Raw genomic sequence first — 26,235 nt, forward strand, 5'->3', positions numbered from 1 at the left:
GCGGTCAGTCACGGTCACCGGACAGGTTCAGACGCGAGTTGTCCCAGGTGACACATGGTTCGGTCGGCTCGAAACGGATGACGGCCATGGCCTGGCCGTAGTGCTCTCGGGTGGCGGCCGGCAGCCGCCCGACCGGCGGCCCGTACCCCGCGTACTTGTCCGTGAGGGCGGCCTGCGCCACGGCCTGCTCTCCCTCGTCCTCCACCGGGAAGGCCCGACCCTGTACGAGCACGGCCGTCAGTTCGGTCCAGCGGATACCGGACTCCACGAGCAGAGACGCCCGGTCGTCGTGACGGAGCCTGCGGACCTTCGCCGACCCGGCCGGGGTGCGAAGGTAGGCGCGCCGGCCGAGGACCACGAACCACACCGGCAGCGGCACCGGGCGCCCGTCCCGGCGCAGCGTGGTGAAGACACCGGTGTGCGCGGCGGCCAACCGCTCCCACGCCTCCCCTTCGGTGAGCCGGACGCTCATCGCCGCGCCTCGGTGAACAGGGCGCGCACCGCGGGACGGCTGACCTTGAGGGACGGTGTGCGGGGCAGTTCGTCCACGATCTTGATCTCGGCCGGGAGGTGGTAGCGGGCCAGCCGGTCGGCCAGCCAGTCCCGCAGCGTCCCGGGGTCCGCGGGCCGTTTCAGGGTGACCGCGGCCACCGGGACCTCACCGAGCCGGGAGTCGGGGACGCCGACGGCGGAGGCGTCGCGGACGGCCGGATGGCCGCGCAGCGCGTCCTCGATGACACTGGGGACGATCTTGAAGCCGCCCCGGTTGATGGCCTCGTCGACCCTGCCGTGGATGAACAGGAAACCGTCCTCGTCCAGCGAGGCCAGGTCGGTGGTGCGGGTCCAGCGCCCGTCCTCGGCACCGGGCAGTTGCCCGCCCCTCGCCTCCAGCACACCGATCTCACCGCAGGGCAGCACGGCCGTGGTCTCGGGATCGACCACCCGCAGTTCGACGCCGGGGTGGGCCCGGCCGACGCTGCCGCGCTTGGCGGTCCCCCACTCCCGGCGCAGCCGCAGGTCCCAGCCCGCAATGGCGCCGGCGAACTCGGTGGCGCCGTAGTTGGTCAACACCGGCACGCCGTAGCGGGCCTCGAACCGGTCGGCGTCGTCCGGATCCAGCGGGGCGGTGCCCGACAGGACGGCGCGGACGCCGTCGAACACCTCCCTGGGCACCTCGGCGTCCATCACCATGCGCATCGCCGCCGGCGGCAGCCCGACCATCCTGGGCCGGTGCTCGGCCACCAGCGCCGCCCACTCCGCCACGTCGAACCGCTCCATCAGCGCGACGGCGCGGCCCTCCAGAACGGCACCGACCGCGAAGTACAGGCCGCCGATGTGGACCAGGGACCCCCACAGGATCGAGGTCCCCGGCCGCAGCCTGGGCTCCCCGGTCAGGGCCTCGCCATGTCCGCCCGCGGTGAAGGCGGCGGTGAGCCGGGAGTAGGTGAGCTCCACTCGTTTGGGCCTGCCGGTCGTGCCGCTGGTGAGCATGAGAACGGCCACGTCGGACGGCCCGGCCGGCTTCGGATCGGCCGTCCAGTCCGCGGGCTGCGCGCGCAGTGCTCGGTCCTCGCCCGTGCGAACGGCCACGGCCCGCACGCCCGCCACCGCCTCGGTCACTCCGGACCGAGCCCAGTCCTCGGGGTCGGCGATCACCGCCTGCGGGGTGAGCGAGGCGATGTCCTCGGCCAGCCCGACGTCACCGTGGAAGGGGCTGAGGGGCACCACCTCGCGGCCGGTGGCCAGCGCGGCGATCAGCGCGGCCACCAGGGCGGGCCGGTTGTGCAGCACGATGCCGACCCGCCGGATCCGCGCGTCGCCGAGCAGGTGGTCCAGGTCCTCGATCGCCTCCAGGTGGTAGGCGTACGGATAAGTCCGGTCCTCGAACGTCAGCGCGGTGGCGTCCGGATCGAGGGACAGCATCTGACGGAGCCTGCGCGACAGCGGCCGGTCGCGATCGGCGTCCACGGTCTTCATCGGTTCCTTTCCAGCTCGTCGAGCAGGGCGGCCAGAGCGGTGTCCCGGGGATTGGGCCCGACATAGGGCGGGACGCCGATCACCTCCCCCACCGGCGGGACCTCGTGCGGCTGGTCGTCGACGAGGACCGCGGGGATGTGCTCGGGGGGCAGGTGGGGCAGGACCCAGTGGCCCCGCCCGTCCCGGCCGGCCTTGACGTGGGCGGCGGTGACGAACTCGGCGATGCCCGCCTGGCGGGCCCGCCGCCAGGCGTAGTCGTCGCCGCCCGCGCTCCACAGCAGCACGGGGATCCCGCGCTCCCGCAGGCCCGCGAGCAGCTCACGGGCCAGCGGGCGCAGCGAGGTGCCGGTCACCGAGTCCAGCAAGGTGCCGTCCACGTCGAACAGCCAGGCTTTCGGTGTCACTTCAGCCACAGGTAGTACGGACGGGGAGCGATGTCCTCGGGGGCGAAGACCGGCTGCCGCGTGGCGCGGACGTCGCCCGTCAGCGCGGCGACCCGGGGCACCTGGCTCAGCGGGAACGCGACGCCGCGCTCGACGGTCGCCTTCTGCAGTTCGGTCATCAGCGGCTTGCGGGTCGCGTCGTCGGACGCCTCGGCGGCCTTGGTGAAGGTGGCCTCCAGGTCGTCGAGGTCGTCGAGCTTGAACGGGTTGTAGACGCCCTTGGTCGAGATGGTGCGGGTCCACCACTGGTAGATGTCGACCGAGGACGGCACGAAGTAGCCGGCGGGGAAGCGGCCCCGGCGGACCTCGGCGGTGTACTGGCCGTCGGCCACGTCCACGATCTTCATCGTGATGCCGCCCTCGGCCAGCAGTTGGGCGGTGGTCTCGTTCTGCTGCCGGATCACCGGGGCGTTGCCGACCTCGAAGGTGAAGCCGCCCGGGTACCCGGCCGCCGTCAACAGCCGCTTGGCCTCGGCCACGTCGGCCTTGCGCAGGTCGTTCAGCGAGGCGTCGAACCACTTGGAGTTCGAGGCGGCGAATCCGCCGCCGGTCGGGTCGCCCTTGCCGGACAGCAGCGCCTTGTTGTACGCCTCCCGGTCGAGCAGATGCGCGATAGCCTGCCGGACCTCCGGTTTTCCGAAGGCCGGCACCTTCTCGCCCCGGCGGTCCATGATCATGAAAGTGGCGGTGAAGGTGAAGTCGCTCAGCAGCCGCAGCCCGGCGCTGCGCGCGGGCTCCATCTGGTTGGGCTGGACGGTGCCCATCACGTCGACCTGGCCGCTCTGCACGGCGTTGAGCCGGGCGTTGTCCTCGGCGATGATCTTGACCTCGACGGTCTCGGCCCTGACGGCCTCCTTGTTCCAGTAGGAGGGGTTGGCCTTGTAGGTGTGCGAACCGCCCTCGCGGTGGGCGTCCTTCTGCCAGATCCAGCCGCCGCTGCCGGCCGGGGCGCGGGTCAGGTCGGCCTTCTCCTCGATGGCCTTGGGGCTGATCATCGCGCCCGGCACCATCGACATGCTGTAGGGGAAGTTCGGCTGCGCGGTGGAGAAGTGGACGTCGACCGTGGTCGGGTCGATGACCTCCACCTCGGAGATCGGGGCGTAGATGTTGGCGTGCGGCCCGCCCTCGACGCCCTTGCCGCGCTCCAGGTTGAGCTTGACGGTCTCGGCGTCGAACTTGGAGCCGTCGTGGAAGGTGACGTCGTCGCGGAGCTTGAAGCGCCAGGTCTTCGGGGCGGGTCTGCTCCAGGAGGTGGCCAGCCACGGCTTGGGCTCGAACTTGTCGTCGACGACGGTGAGGGTGTCGTACTCGGGGAAGATCAGCGCCCCGTTCTGGACGGTGGTGCGCGCCGGGTCGAGGGACGGGGTCTCCTGCCAGGCGGCGAAGCGCAGCGTCCCGGTCGGGGTGGTGGGGGCGCCCTGCGCCTCGATGAGGGGGCTGGTGGGTCCTCCTGTGCCCCCGCCGCCTCCGCCGCAGGCGGCGAGCGTGAGGGTGGCCGCAGTGGCCACGGCGGCGACGAGGGCGCGTCGCACGGTCGCGGTCCTTTTCATCGGGAGGTCTCCTGGTAGTCGGGGTGGGTGTCGGAGGGCCGGGCGGTTCCCTCGCCGCCGAACAGGTGGCAGGCCACCCGTCCGCCGTCCGGGACCGGGGTCCAGCCGGGAAAGGTCTCGGCGCACACCGGCATCCGGTGCGGGCAGCGGGCGGCGAACGGGCAGCCCGTCGCAGGTCTCGGCCCGGCGGCCGGGGCCGCGGCCCGCAGTTCGCGGCGGCGCTCGCGTTGCAGCCGCTGCCGGGCGGGGTCGGGGTCGGGGACGGCGGCCAGCAGTGCCTCGGTATAGGGATGGGCGGGCCGCTCGCAGATGCGGTCGGCGGGGCCCTCCTCCACGATCCGGCTGCGGTACATCACCGCGATCCGGTCGCTGGCGTGCCGGACGACCGCCAGGTCGTGGGCGACGAACAGGTAGGCCACACCGGTGCGCTCCTGGACGTCCTCCAGCAGGTTGACCACCTGGCTCTGCACGGACACGTCCAGTGCGCTGACCGGCTCGTCCAGGATGATCAGCTTGGGCTCGACCGCCAGCGCCCGGGCGATGTTCACCCGCTGGCGCTGGCCGCCCGACAGCTCGTACGGGTAGCGCCCGCCGTGGTGGGAGGCCAGGCCGACCTGGTCGAGCAGCTCGGCCACCCGCTTGTCGCGCTCACGGCCGCGCAGGCCGAAGTGGATGCCCAGCGGCTCGGCCACGATGTCCCCGATCACCTTGGTCGGGTCCAGGGAGCCGAGGGGGTCCTGGAAGACGGCCTGCACCGCGCGGCGGTAGGCGATCGGGACCCGGCGGCCGAAGGAGCCGACCTCGAAGCCGGCCGCCTCGATACTGCCACCGCTGGGCCGCACCAGCCGCAGCACGGCCCGCGCGGTGGTGGACTTGCCGGATCCGGACTCCCCCACCAGGCCCAGCGTGCCGCCGGGCTCGATGTCGAGGTCGATGTCGTTCACGGCGGTGACCGCACCGGGCCGCCGCCAGGGGGTGGAACGGCGCTCGGTGAAGGTGACGGTCAGGTTCCGTACCCGCAGCAGCGGGCCGGGGTCGGTCGTCTTCATGGGCGCTTCTCGATCCGGGTCGATATCAGAGGCGGATCCGCCTTGACGACGGGCCGTCCCGCCGCGGGCGGGAGGGGCTCGCCTGCGGCCGGGACGTCCCCGACCCCGGCGAGGGTCAGCTCGCCCGCACGTACGCACCGGGTGGCCCGGTCATCCCCTCGGGCGCTCAGCTCGACGGGGGTCTCCAGGCACTGCGGCCGTGCGTACGGGCAGCGGTCGGCGAAGTGGCAGCCGACCGGCCAGGCGCTCGGCGGCGGCACGACGCCGGGGATGGAGGGCAGCCGACCAGCGCGCCGCACGTTACGGGGCAGCGATGCGAGCAGGCCCTCGGTGTAGGGGTGCGCGGGGCGGCGGAAGACGTCCTCGGTGGGCCCGCCCTCCACGATCTGTCCGGCGTACATCACCGCGACCCGGTCGGCCACGTCGGCGACCACGCCCAGGTCATGGGTGATCAGCAGGATCGACATGCCGGTCTCGGCGCGCAGTTCCAGCAGCAGGTCCAGCACCTGGCCCTGAACGGTGACGTCCAGCGCGGTGGTGGGCTCGTCGGCCACCAGCAGCCGGGGCCGGCAGGCCAGCGCCATCGCGATCATGACCCGCTGCGCCATGCCGCCGGAGAACTGGTGCGGATAGTCCCGGATCCGTTTGTCCGGCTCGGGGATGTGCACCTGCTCGAACAGCTCGACCACGCGGGCGCGGGCCTGCGCCCGGCTCAGCCCCTCGTGCTCGCGCAGCACCTCGGCGACCTGGTCGCCCACCGTGTAGGCGGGGTTGAGGCTGGCGATCGGTTCCTGGAACACCACGCCGATCGCACCGCCGCGCACCTTGCGCAGCTCCTCGAACGACAGCCCGGTCAGCTCACGGCCGTCGAGTTCGACGGCCGAGGCGGCCACCCGCCCCGGGTCGGGCACCAGGCCCAGCAGCGACATGGCGGTGACGCTCTTGCCGCTGCCGGACTCGCCGACCAGGCCCAGGATCTCGCCCTTGGCCACGTCCAGGGACACGCCCTGCACCACGGTCACCCGTCCCGCCCCCGGTTGGGGGAACGACACCGTCAGGTCACGGACGCGCAGCAGCGGGTCGGCCGCGACCAGGCCGGGGGGCGGCGGCTGCCCGGAGCCGGACTCGTGGTGCACCGGGTTGACACCCAGTGACCCGCCCTTGGCCTCGCGGGCGAACAGGTCGCGCAGGCCGTCGCCGACCTGGTTGAACGCCAGGACGGTGAGGAGGATGGCCAGTCCGGGCGGCAGCGCGAGAAAGAAGCTCTCGCGGATGCTCGCCTGGGCGTCCGACAGCATCGAGCCCCAGCTGGCCTGTCCCGCCTGTACCCCGAGCCCGAGGAACGACAAGGTGGCCTCGGCGATGATCGCGCCTGCGATCATCAGGGTGACCTGCACGATCAGCGGCGGGGTGATGTTGGGCAGGATGTGCCGGAACAGGATGCGCCGATCACCGGCACCCGCCACCCGGACCCCGTCGACGTACAGTTCCTCACGGGCCGCCAGCGCCTGCCCCCGGGTCAGCCGCAGCAGGGTCATGGCGTACACCACGCCGACGACCGCCATCGACTTGGTCAGCCCGGGGCCCAGGACGGAGATCAGCGCGATGGCCAGCACCAGGAACGGCACCGACATGACGCCCTCGACGATCCGCATGGCGATGCGGTCGGGCCAGCCGCCCAGATACCCGACCAGCAGGCCGAGCGGGATGCCGATGAGCGCGGCGATGCCCACCGCCTCCAGGCCGGCCAGCAGGGCGACGCGCGCCCCGTATAGCAGCCGCGACAGCACGTCCCGGCCCAGCTTGTCGGTGCCCAGCCAGTGGTCGGCCGACGGGCCCAGCAGGCCCTCGCGGATGTTGCCCTTGAGCGGGTCGTGCGGGGACAGCAGCGGCGACAGCAGCGCGGCGAGCACGACCAGCAGCACCACGGCGGCCCAGAACAGGGTCGCGCGCTGCTGGACCAGCCGCGACAGCAGCCGGGAGCCGGAACGCCCGGAGACGGCGGCCGCAGGGACCTTCACTTCGCTCATAGTGACCGCACCTTGGGGTTGAGCCATGCGTACGACAGGTCCAGCAGCACGTTGACCAGGACGATGACGATGACGGTCAGCACGACGATGCCCTGGATGACATCGGGGTCGCGGCGCACCACCGCGTTGATCGCCAGTGCCCCCAGACCGGGCATGGCGAACAGCCGCTCGATCACGATGGAACCGCCCAGCAGCGTGGTGACCTGGAAGGACACCACCGTCACCACGGGCACGGCGGCGTTCTTGAGGGCGTGCTTGACCACCACCCGGCGCTTGGACAGGCCCTTGCTGAGCGCGGTGCGCACGTACTCCTGCTGCAGGACTCCGATCATGCTGGAGCGGGTCTGCCGGGAGATGGCGGCGGCGGCGATGAGCCCGAGCGAGACCGAGGGCAGCACCAGGCAGTGCAGCCAGCCGGTGAGGCTCTCCCCCGGCGGGACGTAGCCGACCGCCGGGAACCAGGGCAGCCGGATCGCGAAGGCGATGATGAGCAGCAGGCCCAGCCAGAAGCCCGGCACGGCCTGGCCCACCGTCGCCAGCAGGCTGACCGCCCGGTCCCCGGCCCTGCCCGCCCGCAGCGCACTCCAGATGCCGGACGGCACGCCCAGCGCCAGGCCGACCAGCAGGCCGCCGAACGTCAGCGACAGCGTGATCGGCAGCGCCTGCGTCAACGAGGTGGTCACATCGGCCTTGGTGTACAGCGACTCACCGAGGTCGCCGCGCACGGCGCCCGACAGCCAGTCGGCGTACTGTTCCAGTGCCGGGCGGTCCAGGCCCAGTTCCGCCCGGACGGCGGCGACCTGCTCCTCGGTGGCGTTCGGGCCGACGATGTTCTCGGCCGGATCGACGTCGGACAGCTGGCCCAGGAAGAACACCCCGGTGGCCACCAGGAACACCAGCGGGATCATGGCCAGCAGCCGCAGGACGACCATTCTCAGCATGGCCGTTCCCCGTCCGGCCCCAGCACCGCCAGAGCGTCCACGGCGACCGCGCCGTCCGGGCCGACGACGAGCGGGTTGATCTCCAGCTCCCGCAACTCGGGCCGGCCGTGCGCCAGTTCACCGAGCCGCACCAGCACGTCGGCCACCTGACCGGCCTGCTTCGCGGTCAACCCTCGGACGTGGCCGACCAGCCGGCCGCCGGCCAGCTCGCCGACGAGCCGCTCGGCCTCGCCGCGGCCGATCGGCACCAGGGCCAGCCGCCGGTCACGGGTGATCTCGACCAGGGTGCCGCCCAGCCCGACGGTGAGGACCGGTCCAAAGGTGGGGTCGGTGAAGACTCCGCAGACCAGTTCCAGCCCCTTGGGGGCCATCCGCTGGACGAGCACGACGGCGGGCTCGGCACCGACGGGGCGTAGTTTCTCCCCGATCGTGGCGAGGTCCCGATGGGCGGCCTCGATGTCGGCGGGATCGGACAGGCCGAGCCGCAGCGCTCCGTGCTCGCTCTTGTGCGCGAGCCAGTCGGCGCTGAGCTTCATGGCCACCGGCCCGCCGAACCTCGCGGCCAGGGCCACCGCCTCATCGGCGTCGCCGGCGACGCCCTCGTCCGGTACGGCGATCCCCGCCTCGACGAGGAACCTGCGGGAGAGGTGCTCGGCGAGCGTGCGCGTGTCCTCACCTGTCCGGGGCGCGCGGCCCGCCCGGAACGGGGTCTCCAGCAGCCGTTCGCGGGTCTCGGTGTAGCGGCCCAGTTCACCGAGCGCGCGGATGAGCAGGTTGGGGTCGGTGCAGGCGGTGACGCCGCGTCGCATCAGGTCGAGGGCCACGTCGGGCTGGCCGGCCCAGACGGCGAACGGCTTGTCCGTCGTCCGGCTCGCCTGCTGCATGGTCTCCCGCAGGGCGGGCCCGAGGCCGCGCGGCGCGCCCGCCACGCACACCATGTCGTAGCCGGGATCATCGGCCACCTTGGTGAACAGACCGCGCAGCATCGACTGGTCGTTGACGATCTGGGCGGTGGGGTCGATGGGGTTGGCGATCGACCCGAAGCTCGGCACCAGTCCGGCCAACTCGGTCTCCAGTTCGGGGGCGGGGCCGGGCATCGCCAGCCCGGCCGCCTCGGCCACGTCGGCCATCAGCACGCCCGCGCCACCGCTGGTGGTGACGACCGCCAGCCGGCGTCCACGGGGACGACGCCCGGCGGAGAACACGCGGGCGTACTCCACCAGCTCGGACGGCCCGTCGACGCGGATGACCCCGGTGGCCTCGAAGGCGGCCGACACGACGTCGTCGGCCGACGACAGCGCGCCGGTGTGGCTGGCGGCGGCACGGGCGCCCACCTGCGAGCGCCCGGTGCGCAGGGCGATGACGGGCTTGCCGAGCTCCAACGCACGCCGGGCGGCGGCCAGCAGCGACCGGGGCTTGCGGACGCCCTCCATGAACAGCGCGATGACCTCGACGTCCGGCTGCTCGGCCAGGTATCCGACCAGCTCACCGCAGCTCACGTCGGCCTCGTTGCCGGTGGCGCAGACGTAGGAGACGCCCAGGCCGGACGCCTGCGCGGTCTCGAACATGCCCATGCCGAAGCCGCCGCTCTGGCTGACGATGGCGACGTTGCCGGTTTCCTGCGGCACCCCGTCGAGGGTGGAGAACACCGCGCGTAGGCCGATGGTGAGGTTGACGATCCCGATGCAGTTGGGGCCGGCGACGCGCATCCCGGAGGCGGCGCCGATGGCGGCCAGCTCCTGCTGGGCGCGCAGGCCCTCTCCGCCGATCTCGCCGAAGCCGGCCGACAGCACCAGCATCGCGCCCGTCCCCCGGTCGGCGCAGTCGCGGGCGATCTGCGGCACCTGCGCGGCGGGCGCGGCCACGATCGCCAGGTCGACCGGCTCGGGAACGGCCGTGATGTCGGGGTAGGCGGTCAGGTCCTGGACGGTCGGGCGTGTGGCGTTCACCGGGAACACCGTGCCCTGGTAGGTCTCCTTGAGTCGGGCCAGGATGCGCCCGCCGATGCGGGCGGGCCGGTCGGAGGCTCCGATCACCGCGATGGACCGGGGCGAGACGAGGGGTGCGAGCGTGGCCGGGGACGGTACCGGCACGTTCGTCGTCTGGGACACCGTGGGGAACTCCTTCATGACCGGGTGCGGGGATGCGCGTTCTGGGAGGCGACGGGGCGGCGAACGGCCAGCTCGGCGAACTCGGGACGGTCGAGGCTCTCGTAGACCAGTTCTTCGGCTCGGGCGTAGGCGCTCGGCCAGTCCTGCTCCCAGGCCCCGTAGACCTGCTCGCGCATCCGGGCCAGCGAGTACGGGGAGCTGGTGGCGGCCAAGTCGGCCGCATAGGCGCGGGCGCGCGCCAGCAGCTCACCGTCGGGTACGACCCACTGGACGAGCCCGATGCGCAGCGCCTCCGCGCTGTCGATCAGGCGGGCGGAGTACAGCAGGTCCAGAGCCCGGGCCGTGCCGACGAGCCGCGCCAGCAGCCAGGCCACGCCCCCTTCGGCGGTCAGGCCCAGCCGGGCAAAGGAGGTGGTGAACCTGGCGGAGGCGCCTGCGAAGCGCAGGTCGGCCATCAGCGCGTGGGCCATGCCGATCCCGGCCACCGGGCCGTTGACGGCGGCGATCAGCGGCTTGGTCAGGCGCACCGCCGTGTCGAACGGGATCTCCTGGGCGGCGTTGCGCGCCCGCAACGTGGCCGCGTCCAGGCCGTCGAGCTCCTTGAAGTCCGCTCCGGCGCAGAACGCCCGCCCGGCGCCGGTGACCACGATCGCCCGGACCTCCTCGTCACGGTCGGCACGGGCCAGGCACCGCAGGTACAGCTCGCGCATCCGCCGGGTGAACGCGTTGAGCCGGTCGGGTCGGTTGAGCGTGATCGTCGCTATTCCGTCGACTGTTTTATAGAGGATCGGGTTCTCATCGCGCTCCTCGGGCGCACCCTCCAGCGCTGTGCCCATCCGGCAACCTCCTTGCCCGGCTCCGAGATCTCCTGGGTAACCGCATGTTCAAGTAATCAAACCGACCATCTGGCAGAGGGCGGGTAAGCGGTCTACAGCCGTACCAACTGTGGATGAACCTAGTTACCTAGGTTATCCTTCGCTAAATTAGTAGCATGTTTAGGGTGTGATGCCAAGAGTGCGGCTACGATTTCGGGCAACCGCAGACCGCGGAGTCGAGGGGACGCAGTGACGCTGCTGGGAGGTCATGCCTCGGCCGCCGTTTCCGGGGACGGGCGCAAGGAGAAGCTGGGCGAGCAGGTGGCCCGGCGCATCGAGGACGACATCGTGGCGCGCGGCTGGCCCGTGGGCGAGGTGCTGGGCTCGGAGGCCGAGCTGACCGCCCGCTACGGCGTCTCCCGCGCCGCGCTGCGCGAGGCGATCAGCATCCTGGAGTACAAGCAGGTCGCGGCCATGCGCCGGGGCCGAGGCGGGGGTCTGGTGGTGCGGGCCCCGGCTGCGGCGGTGGTGGCCGAGGCGGTGGCGGCGTTCTTCCACTTCGCCGACGTGTCGGCCGACGAACTCTACGAGGCCCGGATCACCCTGGAGGTGCTGGCCGCCCGGTTGGCGGCCCGGCGGATCGAGGAGAGCGACATCGCCGCGCTGCGCGAGGTCACCGCCACCGACACCCCGGAGCGCCCGCTGAGCGTCGCCATCGCCCGCGTCGCCGGCAACCCGGTGCTGACGATCTTCATTCCCACCCTGACCCGGGTCACCGGCGCGCTGGCCGTGGGCCCGGCCGGACGGACGGACGGCTTCGCGCTCGGCGAGGGCGTCAAGGCCGAACGGGACCGGGCGCTGACGGCCATCGCCGAGGCGGTGATCTCCGGTGACGAGGCCACCGCCGAACGCCGGGTCCGCACCCATCTGCTGGGTGAGCGCGCCTGGCTGGAACGGGTGCTGGCCGACCAGGCCGAGTCCCGGGCACGGGCGGTGGCCGAGCAGCCGGACTCCCTGGCCGAGCGCCTCGCCCGCAGCCCGGTCGGCAAGCTGCCCGAGCGGATCGCACTGCTGATCCGCCAGGAGATCCACCAGCGGGGCTGGCCCGCCGGGGAGGTGATCGGCGGCGAGGCCGCGTTGTGCGAGGAACTGGGCGTCAGCAGGGCCGTCTTCCGCGAGGCCGTGCGCATCCTGGAGCACAACGGCGTCGCGCGCATGCGGCAGGGGCCCGGCGGCGGGCTGGTCGTCCTGACCCCCGACCCCGCCCGGGTCGTCGACGCGCTGGCGCTCTATCTGCGGTATCTGCGGGTCGGCGCGGCGGATCTTTTCGAGGTGCGCACGGCTGTCGAACTGAAGGCGGTCGAGCTGGCCGCCGCCGTGAACGGCCGCGACGCCGCCGGCGCCGAGCGGCTGGCGGAGTCACTGGAGCACGAGCGCGTGCACAGTGACGCCCCACCCGCCTACGCCGACCTGCACGTGGCGCTGGCCCAACTGAGCGGCAACCGACTGCTGACCCTGTTCACCGCCGTGCTGTCCCGGTTGACGCCCTTCCGGCTGCCCCGCGACGACGTCCACCAGCGGCGCTCCCTGCAGACTCACGAGAAGATCGCCGAGGCCGTCCTCTCCGGGGACGCCAGCCTGGCCCGCCACCGGATGAGCCGCCATCTGGAGGCGCTCACCCCATGGCTGGACGACTCGCAGCCCTAAGGGCCACACGGGCGAGGACCGCCTGGCCGCACTTCGGGAGGGGTCGCCCCGGAGGAAACAGATCAGGAGGCAGTCTCCTCGACGGTCCGGTCCGTCAGCAACCGGCGCAGCAGCTTGCCGGTGGGGGTGCGGGGCAGTTCGCCGGCGAACTCGATCGTGCCGGGGCACTTGTAGCCGGCCAGGCTCCTGCGGCAGTGGGCGACGAGTTCGTCGGCCAGTTCCGGTCCGGCGACGGACGGGTCGGCGGGCTGGACGACGGCGTGGACCCGGCGGCCCATCTCCGGGTCCGGAATCCCGATCACCGCGACGTCGGCGACCGCGGGATGGACGACCAGGACGTTCTCGATCTCCTGCGGGTAGATGTTGACGCCCCCGCTGAGGATGAGGTCGGTCCGCCGGTCCACCAGGTACAGGTAGCCGTCGGCGTCGAGGCGGCCGACGTCGCCGAGGGTGCTCCAGCCGCGCTCGTTGTGCGCTCCGGCGGTCTTGTCCGGGTCGTTGTGGTACTTGAAGTCCGGCGTTTCCTCGAACCAGACGGTACCGACCTCCCCGGCGGGCAGCTCACGGCCCTCATCGTCGAGGATGTGGACCTTGCCGAAGGCGGGGCGGCCGACTGAGCCGGGGTGAGCAAGCCAGTCAGCGGAGTCGATCAGGAAGAAGCAGTTGCCCTCGCTGCCGGAGTAGTACTCCCACACGATCGGCCCGAGCCACTCGATGATCCGGTGCTTGACCTCCACGGGACAGGGCGCGGCGGCGTGCACCACCGTGCGCAGGCTGGACAGGTCATGGCGAGTGCGGATGTCCTCGGGCAGCTTGAGCATCCGGATGAGCATCGTCGGCACGAACTGGACGTGCGTCACCCGGTAGCGCTCGATGTACTCCAGCGCCTGCCCGGCGTCGAAGCGGTCCATCAGGACGACCGTGCCGCCGTTGCGCATCGTGCCGAGTGTCCATCCGGTGGGCGCGGCGTGATACAGCGGGGCCGGGCACAGGTAGACGGTGTCGTCGCCGAACCCGAACATCCCCCCGAGGGTGTGGTCGATGGCCAGCCCGGTGCCGAACGGGTCGCCGGTCAGGGCGGGGAGGATGCCCTTGGGCCGTCCGGTGGTGCCGGACGAGTAGAACATGTAGTAGCCCTCACGCTCCCCCTGCCGTTCCTCGGCGGGGTAGGCGGCGATCGCCTCGTCCAGGTCCTCGAACCCGTCCGGGGTTTCCCCTCCCCCGCAGATCAGCCGCACCTCCACGTCCGGAGCGGCGTTGGCGATCTCCCACGCCGGCCGGTCCAGCGTCCTTGCGGCGATCAGCGCGCGAGCCCCGCAGTCGCGCACGATGTAGGCGGCCTCATCGACGGTCAGGTGGTGGTTGACCGGCGTCCAGTACAGCCCCGACCGCTGGCAGGCCCAGGCCGCGGCGAAGTAGGCCGGGGTGTTGTCGATCAGCAGGGCGACGTGGTCGCCGAACATCAGCCCCCGGTCGGCCAGCAGCCGGGCCAGCCGGATGGACGCCGCGTCCAGTTCGCGGTAGGTCACGGACTCTCCGGTGGCCGCGACGACCACGGCGGGCTTGTCGGGATGGGCCTGGGCGAGCCTGGACAGGTGCACGGCATCCTCCGTACGGGGCGGGGCGGGATCTAGCGGGGTTCGCGGGGCAGTCCCAGACCTCGCTCGGCGATGATGTTGCGCATGATCTCCGAGCTGCCGCCGGCGATGGTGTAGGCGCGGGCGTACAGGTAGGCGTCCTGCCAGCGACCATCGGCGACGGCGTCCGGGTCGCCCTCGGCGAGCACTCCGCTCGCGCCCAGCAGCGACAGCGCGTACTCGGCGATGCGCAGGTTGAGCTCGCTGAAGTACAGCTTGGTGATCGGGGCGTCCGCCGCCCGCTCCCGGCCGGCGTTCCACCGGGCCAGCGAGGTGTGGGCGAGCAGCTCGCAGGCGTCGACCTCGGCGCGGAGGGCGGCCAGCCGCTGGCGGACGTCGTCGCACTCCAGCGCGGGCCGCCCGTCCACGGTCACCCCGCGGGCGTCCTCGACGAGGTCCTTCCAGGCGAGCTGGAGCTGCACGACCGAGGCGCCCACCCCGTTGCGCTCCTCGGCCAGGGAGGCGTTGGCGATGAGCCAGCCCTGTCCCGGAGCGCCGATGATCGCGTCGGCGGGCAGCCTGACCTCGTCGAAGAAGACCTCGTTGAAGTCGGAGGTGCCGGTCAGCTCGCGCAGCGGCCGCACCTGCACGCCTGGAGCCTTCATGTCCAGGACGAAGGCGCTGATGCCCTTGTGCTTGGGCGCCTGCGGGTCGGTGCGGGCCAGCAGGTATCCATAACCGGACCAGTGCCCGTTGGTCGTCCAGACCTTCTGCCCGCTGACCACCCACTCGTCGCCGTCCCGCACCGCGACGGTCCGCAGCGAGGCCAGGTCGCTGCCGGCGTCGGGTTCGCTGAACAGCTGGCACCACAGATCCTCACCGGAGCGGATCCGGGGCAGGTACCGGCGCTTCTGCTCCTCGGTGCCGAACCTGATCAGCGCGTGCGCGGCCAGGGAACTGCCGCTGGCCGGCATCGGCGCACGGGCACGGGCGATCTCCTCGCCCACCACGAAGGCCCGCAGCGGGTCGTGATCGGGCGCGCCGCCGTACTCGGCCGGCCAGTCGGCGCCAAGGTAACCGGCCTCGTACAGTTCGGCCGTCCAGCGCTGCAGTTCCTTGAGCTCGGCGGCGTTCTCGGGGCTGCGGACCCCGGACCTGACCTTGTATCCCGGGGCATGGGCGGCGACGAACGCGCGCACCTGCCCGCGGAACTCCTCCAGCGGCGTTCCGGCACCGAATTCCACGGCGGCACTCCTCTCGAACGGGGTGGGCGGGAGCAGGTCACACACCGAGGGCGCGGCCCACGATCTCCTTCATGATCTCGGTCGTGCCGCCGAAGATGGTCTGGATTCGCGCGTCGGCATAGGCCTTGGCGACCGGATACTCCATCATGAAGCCATATCCGCCGTGCAATTGCAGACATCGGTCGACCACCTTCTGCTGCAGCTCGGTGGTCCACCACTTGGCCTTGGCCGCCTCGACGTGGCTCAGCTTCCCGGCCACCAGCGCAACCAGGCAGCGGTCGATGTACACCTGGGCGATGTCCACCTCGGTGTCCAGTTCGGCGAGGGTGAACCGGCTGTTCTGGAAGGAGCCGATGGGCTGCCCGAACGCGGTGCGGGTCTTGGTGTACTCGACGGTCTCGTCCAGGATCGAGCGGGACGCGGCCACCGCGGACACGGCGATCGACATCCGCTCCTCGGGCAGGTTGGCCATCAGGTGGTAGAACCCGTGCCCCTCCTTGCCCAGCAGGTTGGCCACCGGGACGCGCACGTTCTCGAAGAACAGCTCGGCGGTGTCCTGGGCGTGCAGGCCCAGCTTGTCGAGGTTGCGGCCCCGGGTGAAGCCCGGCATGTCGCGCTCGACCACCAGCAGGCTGAAGGCCCTGCTACCGCCGCCCGGGTCGGTCCTGGCGACCACGATGACCCGGTCGGAGTGGATGCCGTTGGAGATGAACGTCTTGGCCCCGTTCACCACCCACTCGTCGCCGTCGCGCACGGCGGTGGTGGCGATGCCCTTCAGGTCGGAGCCGGTGCCTGGCTCGGTCATGGCGATCGCCCAGACCTCCTCCCCGCTCGCGAACCCGGGCAGCCAACGGGCTTTCTGCTCGTCGTTCGCCAGGTTGAGCAGGTAGGGAGCGACGATGTTGTTGTGCAGGTTGAAACCGGGGCCGTGCGCGCGTGCCGCGGCCAGTTCCTCGGCGACGACGGCGTTGAACCGGAAGTCGTGCACGCCGCCCCCGCCGAACTCCTCGGGGACGTTGAACCCGATCACGCCTTGCTTGGCCGCCTCGGTGTAGACCGACCGGTCGCAGATGCCCGCCTTCTCCCACCGCTCGTGGTGCGGGGTGATCTCACGGGCGATGAACTCGCGCACCGCCTCGCGGAACTGCCGGTGGTCGGCGTCGAAGACTTCACGTTCCATGGAGTTCTCCTTCACTGGCCGAACAAGGCGAGCAGATCAACGCGGCTGACCTTCTGGGACACCCCGCGCGGCAGTTCCGTCACGTGCAGGAAGCGCACCGGCACCTCGTAGGGCAGCAGCTCGCGGCGACACCAGGCGCGCAGCTCCCCGGCGTCGGGGATCTCGGCGCCGGGACGCACCTCAAAGGCGGCCACCGGCACCTGTCCGAGCCGCTCGTCGGGCAGCGCGGCCACCGCGGCCTCGGCCACCGCCGGGTGCCGTTCCAGCGCGGCGGCCACCACCGGCGGGTGCACCTTGAAGCCGCCCCGGATGATCACGTCGTCGGCGCGGCCCTCGATCCACAGGAAGCCGTCGGCGTCGATGTGGGCCAGGTCGCTGGTGCGGGTCCAGGTGCCGTCGCCGGCCTGGGCGGTGCGGATCTCCAGCACGCCGCTGTCACCGACCGGCAGCTCGTTGCCGTCCTCGTCGGTGATCCGCAGCCCGACCCCCGGGAACGGGCGCCCGACGCTGCCCTTTTTGCGTTCCCACCACTGCCGGTGCAGCGGCAACGACCAGCCGGCGACCGCACCGGAGAACTCAGTGGCGCCGTACATGACCAGGACGGCCACGTCGTAGCGCCGCTGGAACTCCTCGATCAGCTCGGGCGGAGTGGGCGCCGTGCCCGCGATGACCGCGCGCAGGCTCGCCAGGTCCTCGGCGGGCACGTCGGCGTTCAGCACGCCGCGCATGGCCGCGGGCGGCAGCCCGGCGAGCCGCGGCCGGTGGGCACGGATGACCTCGCGCCAGGCGTCCACGGTGAATCGGGGCAGCACCACCATCCGGCGGGCCTCGACCAGCGCCTGGATGACTCCCCACATACCGCCGATGTGCACCATCGGAGTGGTGATCAGCACGACGCCGCCGGTGAACGGGGCCCGTTCGTGCTTACCGGGGGTCATGTGGCCGTCGACCGAGCCCAGCGCGGCCTCGATCTGGCGGTAGGCCAGCGGGATGCGCTTGGGCGGGCCGGTCGTGCCGGAGGTGCTCAGTTCGACCGCCACACCCGGCGCGGCGCGGACCGGGGAGGACGCGCCGTCCACCGCCGGCAGGTCGATGCGGCGCACCGATCGCCCCTCGGCGGCGAACCCGATGAGTCCAGCGCGGGCGGCGGCCTCGGCGAACCCCGCGAACTCCCACAGGTCGGCGGGGGCGAACAGGACCGGCGGGCGGGTGCGCAGCACGTCGGCGGTCAGCCGTTCGGCGGGCTGCAGGGGGTTGAACACCGTCAGGCAGCGCCCGGTGGACAGAGTCAGGTAGGCCAGCCCGACGGACTCGGGGCGGTTGCCGAGGACCACCCCGACGCGGGCGCCCTCGCCGAGGCCGAGCACGTCCAGCTCACGCTCGGCCGCCTCGCCCAGCTCCCGCAGTTCCCCCCAGGTGACCTCGGAGCCCTGATAGTCGACGGCCGGGACGTCGGCGCCGGTGTCGTGTAGCCGCAGCAGCAGTTCGGGCAGGGACGGGCCCGGTTCGCCGGTCGTGCTTGTCTCCGTGGTGGAGGTGCTCAAAGGAGTTCTCCCATGTGAGAGGCCGCGGTCACAGCAGTTCGAGGATGGTGGCGTTGGCCATGCCACCGCCCTCGCACATGGTCTGGAGCCCGTACCGCACCCCCGCGTCGCGCATGTGGTGGACCAGGGTGGTCATGATCCGGGCGCCACTGCCGCCCAGCGGGTGGCCGAGCGCGATGGCGCCGCCGTTGACGTTGAGGGCGCTGTCGTCGGCACCGATCTCGGCGAGCCAGGCCAGCGGCACCGGCGCGAACGCCTCGTTGACCTCGTGGGCGCCGATCTGGTCGGGGGTCAAGCCGCTGCGCTTGAGCGCCTTGACGGTGGCGGGGATCGGGGCGGTCAGCATGATCACCGGATCGGCGGCGGCGAGCACGGCGGTGTGGATCCGGGCGATGGGGGTCAGGCCCAGCTCCGCGGCCTTCTCGGAGGTGGTCATCAGCAGCCCGGCGGCGCCGTCGCTGATCTGCGAGCTGTTGCCGGCGTGGATGACGCCGTCCTCCTTGAAGGCGGGCTTGAGCTTGGCCAGCGTCTCCAGGGTGCCGCCGCGCCGCACGCCCTCATCGGTGTCGACGACGGTGCCGTCCGGCAGGGTGTAGGGGGCGATCTGACCGGTGAAGCGACCCTCGTCGATCGCCGCGGCGGCCTTGGCGTGCGAGGCCAGGGAGAACTCGTCCAGCTGTGTGCGGGACAGGCCCCACCGTTCGACGATCATCTCGGCGCCGAGGCCCTGGTTGGCCCTTGCGATGCCGTAGCGGCGCTCGAAGCCGGGGCCCATGGGGTTCCGGTCGAGCGCGGAGGTGCCCATCGGAACGCGGGACATGCTCTCCACACCGCCGGCCACGACGATGTCGTAGTGGCCGGCGATCAGTCCCGCGGCGGCGAAGTGAACCGCCTGCTGGGAGGAGCCGCACTGGCGGTCCACCGAGGTGCCGGGCACCGACTCCGGCCAGCCGGCCGACAGCACCGCGTTGCGCGCGATGTTGTTGGCCTGGTCGCCGACCTGCTGCACACAACCCCAGATGACGTCATCGACCAGTTCGGGGGCTACCCCCGTCCGCCCAATCAGAGCCGTCAGCACATGGGCGGACAGGTCGACCGGGTGCACGCCAGACAGGGCGCCGTTGCGTCGGCCGACCGGAGTGCGGACGGCCTCGACGATCACAGCATCGCGCATGGGCTCTCTCCCTCGCCGCGAGGTTCCCGCCTTCGGGCGCCTGCGACCAAGATAGGCAATAAGGCTACTTAGTTGTCTTCGTTATCGTGATCGAGCCGCGCCACCAGTGCGGCGGCGGCCCGGTCGCGCAGCCGGTCCGGCAGGGCGACGAGCGACTCGGCGGCCTTGGCCCGCCGCAGGTAACGGTGGGCCGGGTGCTCCCAGGTGAAGCCCATCCCGCCGTGGACCTGGACGCATCCCCCGGTCACCCTGACGGCGGTCTCCAGGGCGTGCGCGGCGGCCAGGTCGACGGCGACGGCGGTGTCCTCGGACGGGTCGTCGAGGGAGGCGGCCGCCGCGGCGACGAGCGCCCGGGAGGACTCGACGGCCACCAGCATGTCGGCACAGCGGTGCGAGATCGCCTGGAAGGAGCCGATGGCACGGCCGAACTGCCGCCGCGTCCCGGCGTACTCCACGGCCATGTCCATCGCCTGGGCGGCCACTCCGACCGCGTCGGCGGCGAGCAGGACCAGCGCCGCCCGCTCGGCCGCTTGGAAGACCTCGGTGAACTCCTCGTGCCCGGCCAGTCGTCCGGCGGGGACGCCGTCCATCCGGACGCCGGCCAGCGGCCGGGTCGGGTCCAGCGCGTCGAGCCTGTCGATCCGGACGCCCTTCACCGTGGCGTCCACCAGGAACAGCGCGGGGTCCCCGTCGGCGCCGGCGGCCACCAGCAGCAGTCCCGCGGCGGCCGCGTCGGCGACCACGGGCACCCTGCCGCTCAGCCTCCATCCGCCGGGTGCGCGCGTGGCCCGCACGTCGTCGGCCATGGCCCAGCCGTCCACGGTCCGTCCGGCCGCGACCGCGGCGGTGACCTCACCGGAGGTCAGGCGCGGCAGCCAGCGGGCCGCCTCGGCCGAGTCTCCGGAGGCCAGCAGCGCGGCCTGCACCGCCGTCGTGGACATCGCGGGCACCGGGGCCAGCCTGCGGCCCAGTTCCTCCTGGGCGGCCGCGGCGAGCGCGAAACCCATCCCCTCGCCGCCGTGTTCGGGTGGCACCACCAGGCCGGGCAGCCCCATGGCCGCCAGTTCGGCCCACAGGTCGCGGTCCCACTCCTGCGGCCCGTCGGCGAGCGCGGCGACATGCTCATGGTCACAGCGCTCGGCCAGCAGTCGGCCCAGTGCCTCACGCAGGTCCTTCTCGATCCCAACGGTCGTCGTCATGACCGGGTCTCCCCACGGTGGGACGGCAGGCCGAGCACCTTCTCGGCGATGGTGTTGCGCTGAATCTCCGCGGTCCCGGCGCCGATGGTGGACGCCCGGCTCATCAGGTAGCCGTAGGTCCAGCGGCCGCGTTCCGGGGCAGTGCGCTCCCGGTTGCCCAGCACGGCGTCCGGCCCGAGCACACGCAGCGCGACCTCGTGCAGCTCCTGCTCGAACTCGGACTTGACCAGGCGGTTCACCGATGCGGCGGGCCCGGGATCACTCCCCTGGAGCACCAGGTCCAGCGCCCGGCGGCTGTTGGAGGCCAGCACCCGCACCGACGCCTCGATCCGGGCCAGCGACTGGCGCACGACGGGGTCGGCGGCGGCCCCTGTCCGTGCCGCCAGCGAAAGCAGTTCGTCCACGATGCGGCGGTAGCGGAACTCATCCGACAGGAACGCGGTGGCGCGCTCGTGGCCCAGGCTTGTGCGGGCGATCGCCCAGCCCTTGTTCTCCTCGCCGACCAGATTGGCCGCCGGCACGCGGACCCCGTCGAAGAAGACCTCGGCGAAGTGCGCGCCACCGCTGATGTCGCGCAGCGGGCGGACGGTGACGCCCTCGGCGTCCATGGGGATGAGCAGGTAGCTGATGCCCGCGCCGCCGGGGCCGGGCGACCCGGTGCGCACCAGCGCGAACATCCAGTCGGCCTGGTCGGCCATGGTGGTCCACACCTTCTGCCCGGTCACCAGGTAGTGATCGCCGTCGCTGTCCTGGACGCGCACCGCACGGGTGCTCAGCGCGGTCAGATCGCTGCCGGCGCCCGGCTCGGAGAAGCCCTGGCACCACAGCTCGTCGGCCCGCAGCAGCGGCCGCAGGAAGCGCTCGCGCTGCTCGGGGGTGCCGTGCATGATCAGGGTGGGCGCCACGATGAACGACAGCCCGCACGGGTGCTTGGGCGCCCGGGCACGGGTCATCTCCTGGTGGTAGGCGAGTTGGTCGGCCAGTTCCAGCCCCATGCCGCCCGCCTCGACGGGCCAGCCGGGGGCGGCCAGCCCCGCCTCCTCCAGGTCGGCGTGGAAGCCGCGGGCCCAGGCCAGGCGCTCGGCCTTGTCTTGGGGCGGGCGGCCCGCATGCGCGGCCAGGAACTCCCGCAACCGGACCCGCCACTCCGGCGGCCGTGGTGCACCGCCGGATGAGGGCTCGGCGTCCTCGGCCGGGACGGCCGGCACGGTGGCCATGGGCATCTCCTCACAGCAATGTCGCGTCAACCGTGGTGTACGCGCCCAACGGAGCATACGTGGTTTACTAGGTTATCTACCATACGATTGCTGGAGGCAAGAGGGCGGACGGCGTCCGGCGCCGCGAGTCCGCTCGACGGCTTCCGGATGACTCTGGACGCTGCTTGAACTGGAGGGGCGATGGCCCTGGCGATCACAGACGAGCACCGCGCGCTGGCCGAGGTCGCGCGCGCCTTCCTCGCCGAACACGATGTCCGCGCGGCGGCTAGACGCCTGCTGGAGGAGGACGGAGCGGTCCTGCCGCCGTTCTGGAAGCGGTTGTGCGAGCTGGGCTGGCCTGGGCTGCATCTGCCCGAGGAGTACGGCGGCCAGGGGTTCGGGATCCCCGAGCTGGCCGTCGTGGTCGAGGAGATGGGGCGGGTCGTGGCCCCGGGCCCGTTCCTGCCGACCGTGCTGGCGTCCGGGGTGCTGGCCGCCACCGGGTCAGAGGAGGTCCTCCGCCGGTACCTGCCGACACTGGCCGACGGCTCACGGCTCGCGGCCGTGGCTCTGGAGGGTTCGCTGACCTGGAGCAGCGACGGCCGGGTGAGCGGGCAGGCCGGTCCGGTGGCCGGCGCGACGCCGACCTGTGTGCTGGTGCTGCCCGTGGGCGATGACCTCGTCGTAGTGGACTCCGCGTCTCCCGGGGTGCGTACCACGCCGCTGGAGAGCCTGGACCTCACCCGGAGGACGGTGGCCGTCCATCTGGAGGACGTCGTGGTGGACGCCGTACGGGTGCTGCCCGGCGCCCGCGCGACGGCGGTGGCGCTGGCCCGCGTGCTAGCCGCCGCGGAGGCCGCCGGGATCGCCCACGCCTGCACCGAGATGGCCGTCGAGTACGCCAAGGTGCGGGTGCAGTTCGGGCGGACGATCGGCAGCTTCCAGGCGGTCAAGCACCACTGCGCCGACATGCTGGTGGCCGCCGAGCTGGCCACCGCCGCAGCCTGGGACGCCGCCCGCGCGTTCGGGTCGGCGGAGTCGGCGCAGGCCTGCGCGGTGGCCGTGCCGACGGCGTTGGACGCCGCCGTGCGCAATGCCCAGGTCAACATCCAGGTGCACGGCGGCATCGGCTTCACCTGGGAACACGACGCTCACCTGTACCTGCGGCGCGCGGTCGCCTCGGCAGCGCTGTTCGGCCCTGTCCCGGCGGCTGAGGACGAGATCGTCCGGCTCACCCGCGCCGGCGCCGTCCGTCGTCACGCCATCGACCTGCCACCGGAGGCCGAGGCGTTCCGTGCCGACGCCCGCGCGTTCGCCGAGCGCTACGCCGGTCTGCCCGCCGACGAGCGGCGCACCGCGCTGGTCGACTCCGGCTACCTGGTGCCGCACTGGCCCCGCCCCTGGGGCCGCGCGGCCGGCGCCGTCGAGCAACTGGTGATCGAAGAGGAACTCGCCGGGATCGAACAGCCCAGCCTGGGCATCGGCGGGTGGGTGACGCTCACCCTGGCCCAGCACGGCACCCCCGAGCAGATCGAACGCTGGATCCGGCCCAGCCTGCTCGGCGAGCTGCGCTGGTGCCAGCTGTTCAGCGAGCCCGGCGCGGGCTCGGACGCGGCGGCGGTGCAGACCAGGGCCGTGCGGGTCGAGGGCGGCTGGCGGATCACCGGTCAGAAGGTGTGGACCAGCGGCGCCCAGGTCTGCAATCGCGGGCTGGCCACCGTGCGCACCGACTCCCACGCGCCCAAGCACAAGGGCATCACCGCGCTGGTCGTGGACATGGAGGCCGAGGGCGTCACCGTCCGCCCGCTGCGCGAGATCACCGGCGAGTCGCTGTTCAACGAGGTCTTCTTCGACGAGGTGTTCGTCCCCGACGCGGATGTGGTGGGCGAAGTGAACCAGGGGTGGACGGTGGCCAGGGCGACGCTGGGCAACGAGCGGGTGAGCATCGGAGGCGGCTCGCAGCGCGGCCTGGCCGCCGCCGCCCTGCTGTCGCTGCTGGACCGGCACGGTGCCGGCGGGGGCGGTGAGGAGCGTGCGGTGGCACGGCTCATCGCCGAGGAGCAGGCCATGCGGCTGCTCAACCTGCGCCAGGCGGCACGGGCAGTCGCCGGAGGCCCTCCCGGGCCAGAGGGCAACATCACCAAGCTGCTGTCGGCCGAGCACGCCCAGCACGTCACCAAACTCGCCGTCCGCATCGCCGGGCCCGCGGCGGTGTCCGGTGGCGAGCCCGAGGTGACCTTCGAGTACCTCTTCGACCGGTGCCTCACCATCGCGGGCGGCACCTCCGAGATCGGACGCAACGTCATCGCCGAGCGGCTGCTGGGGCTGCCCCGCGATCCGTTGACCTCTTAGCCCGCGTGCACCGCCGTCCTCACCCGGGCCCCGGCACCCGAAGACGGGACACCGCGGCGATGTCGCGGCGACCGGGCATACACACCCAACGGATAACATGGTTTACTAGGTTAACTATTATATGCCCCACTGGGGCCATGACGAGGAGGACGTCCGTGGAATGGGGACTGCCTTGGCCGGGCGCGCAGGTGGCGGCCGAGGCCGAGCGGGCGGGCGCCACCGCCTTCTGCGCCGGCGAGTTCGCCGACACCAACGCCTATCTCACGACCGGTGAGATGGCGGCGGGCACCGAGCGCGCCATGATCGGGCCGGGCATCGCCTACGCCTTCGCCCGTTCGCCGTTCGTCCACGCCTCGGCGCTGCGCCACCTGTCCAGGCGGGCGCCGGGTCGGCTCTTCCTGGGGCTGGGCTCGGGCACCCGCCGGATGAACGCCGACTGGTTCGCCGTCGACGCCGGCGAGCCGGTACGGCGGATGGAAGACCTGATCGGGGCCATCCGCAGCTACCTGGAGGCCGAGAACGGCGGGCGCATTGTCCACGAGGGCGAGTTCTACCCGATCAACGCCGACATCCGGGCTCCGGTCTTCGGCCGGCTCGACGTCCCGATCCTCATCGGCGCGTTCAACCGGCGGATGCTGCGCACCGCGGGGAAGGTCGCCGACGGGGTGCTGGGCCACGGAGTGTTCACCGATCGCTGGTGGAACGAGGTCGTCGGCCCCGAACTGGCCGAGGGCGCCACCGCCGCGGGCCGCGACCCGGCCAGGTTGCGCCGCTGGGGCTGGCTGATCACCTCGATCGACGACGAGGACCCCGCGCGGGCCCGTCGCGAGGCGCAGTTGCAGATCGCCTTCTATCTCACCGTCAAGACCTACGACACGCTGGTCGAGCTGCACGGCTGGCAGGAGGAGACCGCCCGCATCCGTCAGGCCTTCCGCGCCTGGGACACCGACGGCATGGCGGCGGCGGTGACCGACGGGATGCTCGATGCGATCGCGCTGTACGGCACGACCGAGGAGGCCCGGCAGCGGCTGACGGCCCGCACGTCGCTGCCCGACCTGGCATTCCTGTCCTCCCCCGCCTTTCTGGTGGGAGAGCGCCGCCGGCAGCGGTATGCGACGGCGGCCGTACGGCTCATGAACGACGTCAAGTGACCTACGAGTAGATACCCTTGTGCACCAAGTAAGTCCGGTGCCGGCCGTAATGACGCGGGTGGCACCGAACCGGAAAGGGGCGATCGTCCATGGCACTGCCGGAGTCCAAGGCCGGGCGCGGCCTGTCGGCCGCCCTGCCGTCCGACGGCGTTCGGCCGCCCAAGACCGGAGAGCTGGTGGCCCGCAGGCTGCGGCGCATGATCGTGGAGGGCTCGCTCTCCGACGGCGACTACCTGCCCAACGAGGCCACGTTGATGGAGCACTTCGGGGTCTCCCGCCCCACGCTCCGCGAGGCGTTCCGGGTCCTGGAGTCCGAGGGCCTGATCGAACTGCGCCGCGGCTCCCGGACCGGGGCCCGGGTGAGGGTGCCCGGACCGGAGGCGGTGGCCCGGCCGGCCGGGCTGCTTCTACAGCTCGGCAAGGCCACGTTGGGTGACGTCTACGTGGCCCGTAGCGCCATTGAGCCCCCGGCCGCCCGACTGCTGGCGCTCAGTGGCGACGAGCAGCGGTACGCGGCGCTGGAGGAGGAGCTGGAGCTCGAACGCGCCAACCTCGGCAACGCCGAGCAGTTCGCCATCGGCAGCGCCCGATTCCACCTGAGGCTGGTCGAGCTGTCGGGCAACCGGACACTGGCGCTCATGGCCGGAATGGTGCACGAGATCATCCTGCGGCAGACCCAGGCGTCCGTACGGGCCAGCGAGGCCACGGGCACACCGGGCGACTACGACCGCGCGCTGCGCGCCTACGAGAAGCTGGTCAGGCTGGTGCGCGCCGGCGACGGCGACGCAGCCGAGAAATTCTGGCACAAGCATCTGCAACTGGCCGACGAGCTGGTGCTGGCCGGCCGTGAGGCCACCCAGATCATCGACATCCTGGAGTAAGAGCGCCAGCCCGAGCACAGCGAACACCCCGGCCCGGAGGCGGGCCCAGGACGAGGTGTCCACGGGCGGCCGGTTACCGGCGCAGGCGCGTGGCGCGGCCATGTGACGACGGGA

20 protein-coding genes are annotated in these 26,235 nt (G+C 72.2%); 4 read left to right on the forward strand and 16 right to left on the reverse strand.

All coding sequences use genetic code 11. The features are described 5' to 3' along the window. Window positions 1–4: 4 nt before the first annotated feature. From C4U03_RS32660 to C4U03_RS32700, 9 genes are read right to left on the reverse strand one after another with little or no spacing between them, the layout of a single operon-like run. Window positions 5–472 (reverse strand): pyridoxamine 5'-phosphate oxidase family protein, encoded by a 468-nt coding sequence (locus C4U03_RS32660; protein ID WP_103943492.1) that lies wholly within the window; start codon window positions 470–472, stop codon window positions 5–7. Beyond that, window positions 469–1,977 carry a class I adenylate-forming enzyme family protein gene (locus C4U03_RS32665; RefSeq protein ID WP_103943494.1) on the reverse strand — a complete coding sequence of 503 codons (1,509 nt, stop codon included), beginning with the start codon at window positions 1,975–1,977 and terminating at the stop codon, window positions 469–471. The genes C4U03_RS32660 and C4U03_RS32665 overlap by 4 nt, the downstream gene beginning before the upstream one ends. Further along, entirely contained in the window at window positions 1,974–2,381 is a 408-nt protein-coding gene (locus tag C4U03_RS32670) for an HAD family hydrolase (RefSeq protein WP_103943496.1), read from the reverse strand. The genes C4U03_RS32665 and C4U03_RS32670 overlap by 4 nt, the downstream gene beginning before the upstream one ends. Continuing rightward, a complete protein-coding gene (locus C4U03_RS32675; RefSeq protein ID WP_103943499.1) occupies window positions 2,378–3,970 on the reverse strand; it encodes an ABC transporter substrate-binding protein in 1,593 nt (530 codons plus the stop codon). Before C4U03_RS32675 ends, C4U03_RS32670 begins: the two co-directional genes overlap by 4 nt. Beyond that, a complete protein-coding gene (locus C4U03_RS32680; protein ID WP_103943502.1) occupies window positions 3,967–5,019 on the reverse strand; it encodes an ABC transporter ATP-binding protein in 1,053 nt (350 codons plus the stop codon). The genes C4U03_RS32675 and C4U03_RS32680 overlap by 4 nt, the downstream gene beginning before the upstream one ends. Further along, window positions 5,016–7,049 carry a dipeptide/oligopeptide/nickel ABC transporter permease/ATP-binding protein gene (locus C4U03_RS32685; RefSeq protein WP_160147174.1) on the reverse strand — a complete coding sequence of 678 codons (2,034 nt, stop codon included), beginning with the start codon at window positions 7,047–7,049 and terminating at the stop codon, window positions 5,016–5,018. Before C4U03_RS32685 ends, C4U03_RS32680 begins: the two co-directional genes overlap by 4 nt. Further along, window positions 7,046–7,990, reverse strand: a complete 945-nt coding sequence (locus C4U03_RS32690) for an ABC transporter permease (protein ID WP_103943505.1) — start codon at window positions 7,988–7,990, stop codon at window positions 7,046–7,048. Before C4U03_RS32690 ends, C4U03_RS32685 begins: the two co-directional genes overlap by 4 nt. Then, on the reverse strand, window positions 7,984–10,101 hold the full coding sequence (locus tag C4U03_RS32695; protein ID WP_160147175.1) for an acetate--CoA ligase family protein: 2,118 nt from the start codon (window positions 10,099–10,101) through the stop codon (window positions 7,984–7,986). Before C4U03_RS32695 ends, C4U03_RS32690 begins: the two co-directional genes overlap by 7 nt. A gap of 14 nt (window positions 10,102–10,115) precedes the next feature. After that, complete coding sequence (locus tag C4U03_RS32700) at window positions 10,116–10,937, reverse strand: enoyl-CoA hydratase-related protein (RefSeq protein WP_103943508.1); 822 nt, start codon at window positions 10,935–10,937, stop codon at window positions 10,116–10,118. Window positions 10,938–11,165: 228 nt separating this feature from the next. Between C4U03_RS32700 and C4U03_RS32705 the strand changes: the two genes are divergently transcribed. After that, window positions 11,166–12,623, forward strand: coding sequence for a FadR/GntR family transcriptional regulator (locus tag C4U03_RS32705; protein ID WP_103943510.1), 1,458 nt, complete (start codon window positions 11,166–11,168; stop codon window positions 12,621–12,623). A gap of 62 nt (window positions 12,624–12,685) precedes the next feature. On the opposite strand, the gene C4U03_RS32710 is transcribed toward C4U03_RS32705, so the two are convergent. From C4U03_RS32710 to C4U03_RS41425, 7 genes are all read right to left on the reverse strand, one after another. Further along, the gene (locus C4U03_RS32710; protein ID WP_103943512.1) at window positions 12,686–14,224 is read right to left on the reverse strand and encodes an AMP-binding protein; all 1,539 of its coding nucleotides are present in this window, start codon (window positions 14,222–14,224) and stop codon (window positions 12,686–12,688) included. 29 nt (window positions 14,225–14,253) lie between these two features. Next, the gene (locus C4U03_RS32715) at window positions 14,254–15,444 is read right to left on the reverse strand and encodes an acyl-CoA dehydrogenase family protein (RefSeq protein WP_103943603.1); all 1,191 of its coding nucleotides are present in this window, start codon (window positions 15,442–15,444) and stop codon (window positions 14,254–14,256) included. Window positions 15,445–15,481: 37 nt separating this feature from the next. Then, a complete protein-coding gene (locus C4U03_RS32720) occupies window positions 15,482–16,624 on the reverse strand; it encodes an acyl-CoA dehydrogenase family protein (RefSeq protein WP_103943514.1) in 1,143 nt (380 codons plus the stop codon). Window positions 16,625–16,635: 11 nt separating this feature from the next. After that, on the reverse strand, window positions 16,636–18,168 hold the full coding sequence (locus C4U03_RS32725) for a class I adenylate-forming enzyme family protein (protein ID WP_200827637.1): 1,533 nt from the start codon (window positions 18,166–18,168) through the stop codon (window positions 16,636–16,638). A 28-nt stretch (window positions 18,169–18,196) separates the two neighbouring features. Further along, window positions 18,197–19,342, reverse strand: a complete 1,146-nt coding sequence (locus C4U03_RS32730) for a thiolase family protein (RefSeq protein WP_103943516.1) — start codon at window positions 19,340–19,342, stop codon at window positions 18,197–18,199. Window positions 19,343–19,410: 68 nt separating this feature from the next. Beyond that, window positions 19,411–20,541 (reverse strand): acyl-CoA dehydrogenase family protein, encoded by a 1,131-nt coding sequence (locus C4U03_RS41420; RefSeq protein ID WP_200827638.1) that lies wholly within the window; start codon window positions 20,539–20,541, stop codon window positions 19,411–19,413. After that, window positions 20,538–21,758, reverse strand: a complete 1,221-nt coding sequence (locus tag C4U03_RS41425; RefSeq protein ID WP_200827639.1) for an acyl-CoA dehydrogenase family protein — start codon at window positions 21,756–21,758, stop codon at window positions 20,538–20,540. The genes C4U03_RS41420 and C4U03_RS41425 overlap by 4 nt, the downstream gene beginning before the upstream one ends. A gap of 180 nt (window positions 21,759–21,938) precedes the next feature. Here C4U03_RS41425 and C4U03_RS32740 point away from each other — a divergent pair, with 180 nt between their 5' ends. The 3 genes from C4U03_RS32740 (at window position 21,939) to C4U03_RS32750 (ending at window position 26,121) form a co-directional block, all read left to right on the forward strand. Next, on the forward strand, window positions 21,939–24,089 hold the full coding sequence (locus C4U03_RS32740; RefSeq protein ID WP_103943518.1) for an acyl-CoA dehydrogenase: 2,151 nt from the start codon (window positions 21,939–21,941) through the stop codon (window positions 24,087–24,089). Between the two features lie 155 nt (window positions 24,090–24,244). Beyond that, the gene (locus tag C4U03_RS32745) at window positions 24,245–25,240 is read left to right on the forward strand and encodes an LLM class flavin-dependent oxidoreductase (RefSeq protein WP_103943520.1); all 996 of its coding nucleotides are present in this window, start codon (window positions 24,245–24,247) and stop codon (window positions 25,238–25,240) included. A gap of 89 nt (window positions 25,241–25,329) precedes the next feature. Next, the gene (locus C4U03_RS32750) at window positions 25,330–26,121 is read left to right on the forward strand and encodes a FadR/GntR family transcriptional regulator (RefSeq protein ID WP_103943522.1); all 792 of its coding nucleotides are present in this window, start codon (window positions 25,330–25,332) and stop codon (window positions 26,119–26,121) included. Window positions 26,122–26,235 lie beyond the last annotated feature (114 nt).

The sequence above is a fragment of the Thermomonospora echinospora genome, assembly GCF_900108175.1.
Taxonomy (GTDB): domain Bacteria; phylum Actinomycetota; class Actinomycetes; order Streptosporangiales; family Streptosporangiaceae; genus Thermomonospora; species Thermomonospora echinospora.

Excerpts from the sequence above, each read along its gene's own strand:
- C4U03_RS41420 (WP_200827638.1), bottom strand. The coding sequence starts at position 20,541 with ATGACGACGACCGTTGGGATCGAGAAGGACCTGCGTGAGGCACTGGGC.
- C4U03_RS32685 (WP_160147174.1), bottom strand. The coding sequence starts at position 7,049 with ATGAGCGAAGTGAAGGTCCCTGCGGCCGCCGTCTCCGGGCGTTCCGGC.
- C4U03_RS32730 (WP_103943516.1), bottom strand. The coding sequence starts at position 19,342 with ATGCGCGATGCTGTGATCGTCGAGGCCGTCCGCACTCCGGTCGGCCGA.
- C4U03_RS32740 (WP_103943518.1), top strand. The coding sequence starts at position 21,939 with ATGGCCCTGGCGATCACAGACGAGCACCGCGCGCTGGCCGAGGTCGCG.
- C4U03_RS32700 (WP_103943508.1), bottom strand. The coding sequence starts at position 10,937 with ATGGGCACAGCGCTGGAGGGTGCGCCCGAGGAGCGCGATGAGAACCCG.
- C4U03_RS32665 (WP_103943494.1), bottom strand. The coding sequence starts at position 1,977 with ATGAAGACCGTGGACGCCGATCGCGACCGGCCGCTGTCGCGCAGGCTC.
- C4U03_RS32675 (WP_103943499.1), bottom strand. The coding sequence starts at position 3,970 with ATGAAAAGGACCGCGACCGTGCGACGCGCCCTCGTCGCCGCCGTGGCC.
- C4U03_RS41425 (WP_200827639.1), bottom strand. The coding sequence starts at position 21,758 with ATGGCCACCGTGCCGGCCGTCCCGGCCGAGGACGCCGAGCCCTCATCC.
- C4U03_RS32750 (WP_103943522.1), top strand. The coding sequence starts at position 25,330 with ATGGCACTGCCGGAGTCCAAGGCCGGGCGCGGCCTGTCGGCCGCCCTG.
- C4U03_RS32690 (WP_103943505.1), bottom strand. The coding sequence starts at position 7,990 with ATGCTGAGAATGGTCGTCCTGCGGCTGCTGGCCATGATCCCGCTGGTG.
- C4U03_RS32680 (WP_103943502.1), bottom strand. The coding sequence starts at position 5,019 with ATGAAGACGACCGACCCCGGCCCGCTGCTGCGGGTACGGAACCTGACC.
- C4U03_RS32720 (WP_103943514.1), bottom strand. The coding sequence starts at position 16,624 with ATGGAACGTGAAGTCTTCGACGCCGACCACCGGCAGTTCCGCGAGGCG.
- C4U03_RS32660 (WP_103943492.1), bottom strand. The coding sequence starts at position 472 with ATGAGCGTCCGGCTCACCGAAGGGGAGGCGTGGGAGCGGTTGGCCGCC.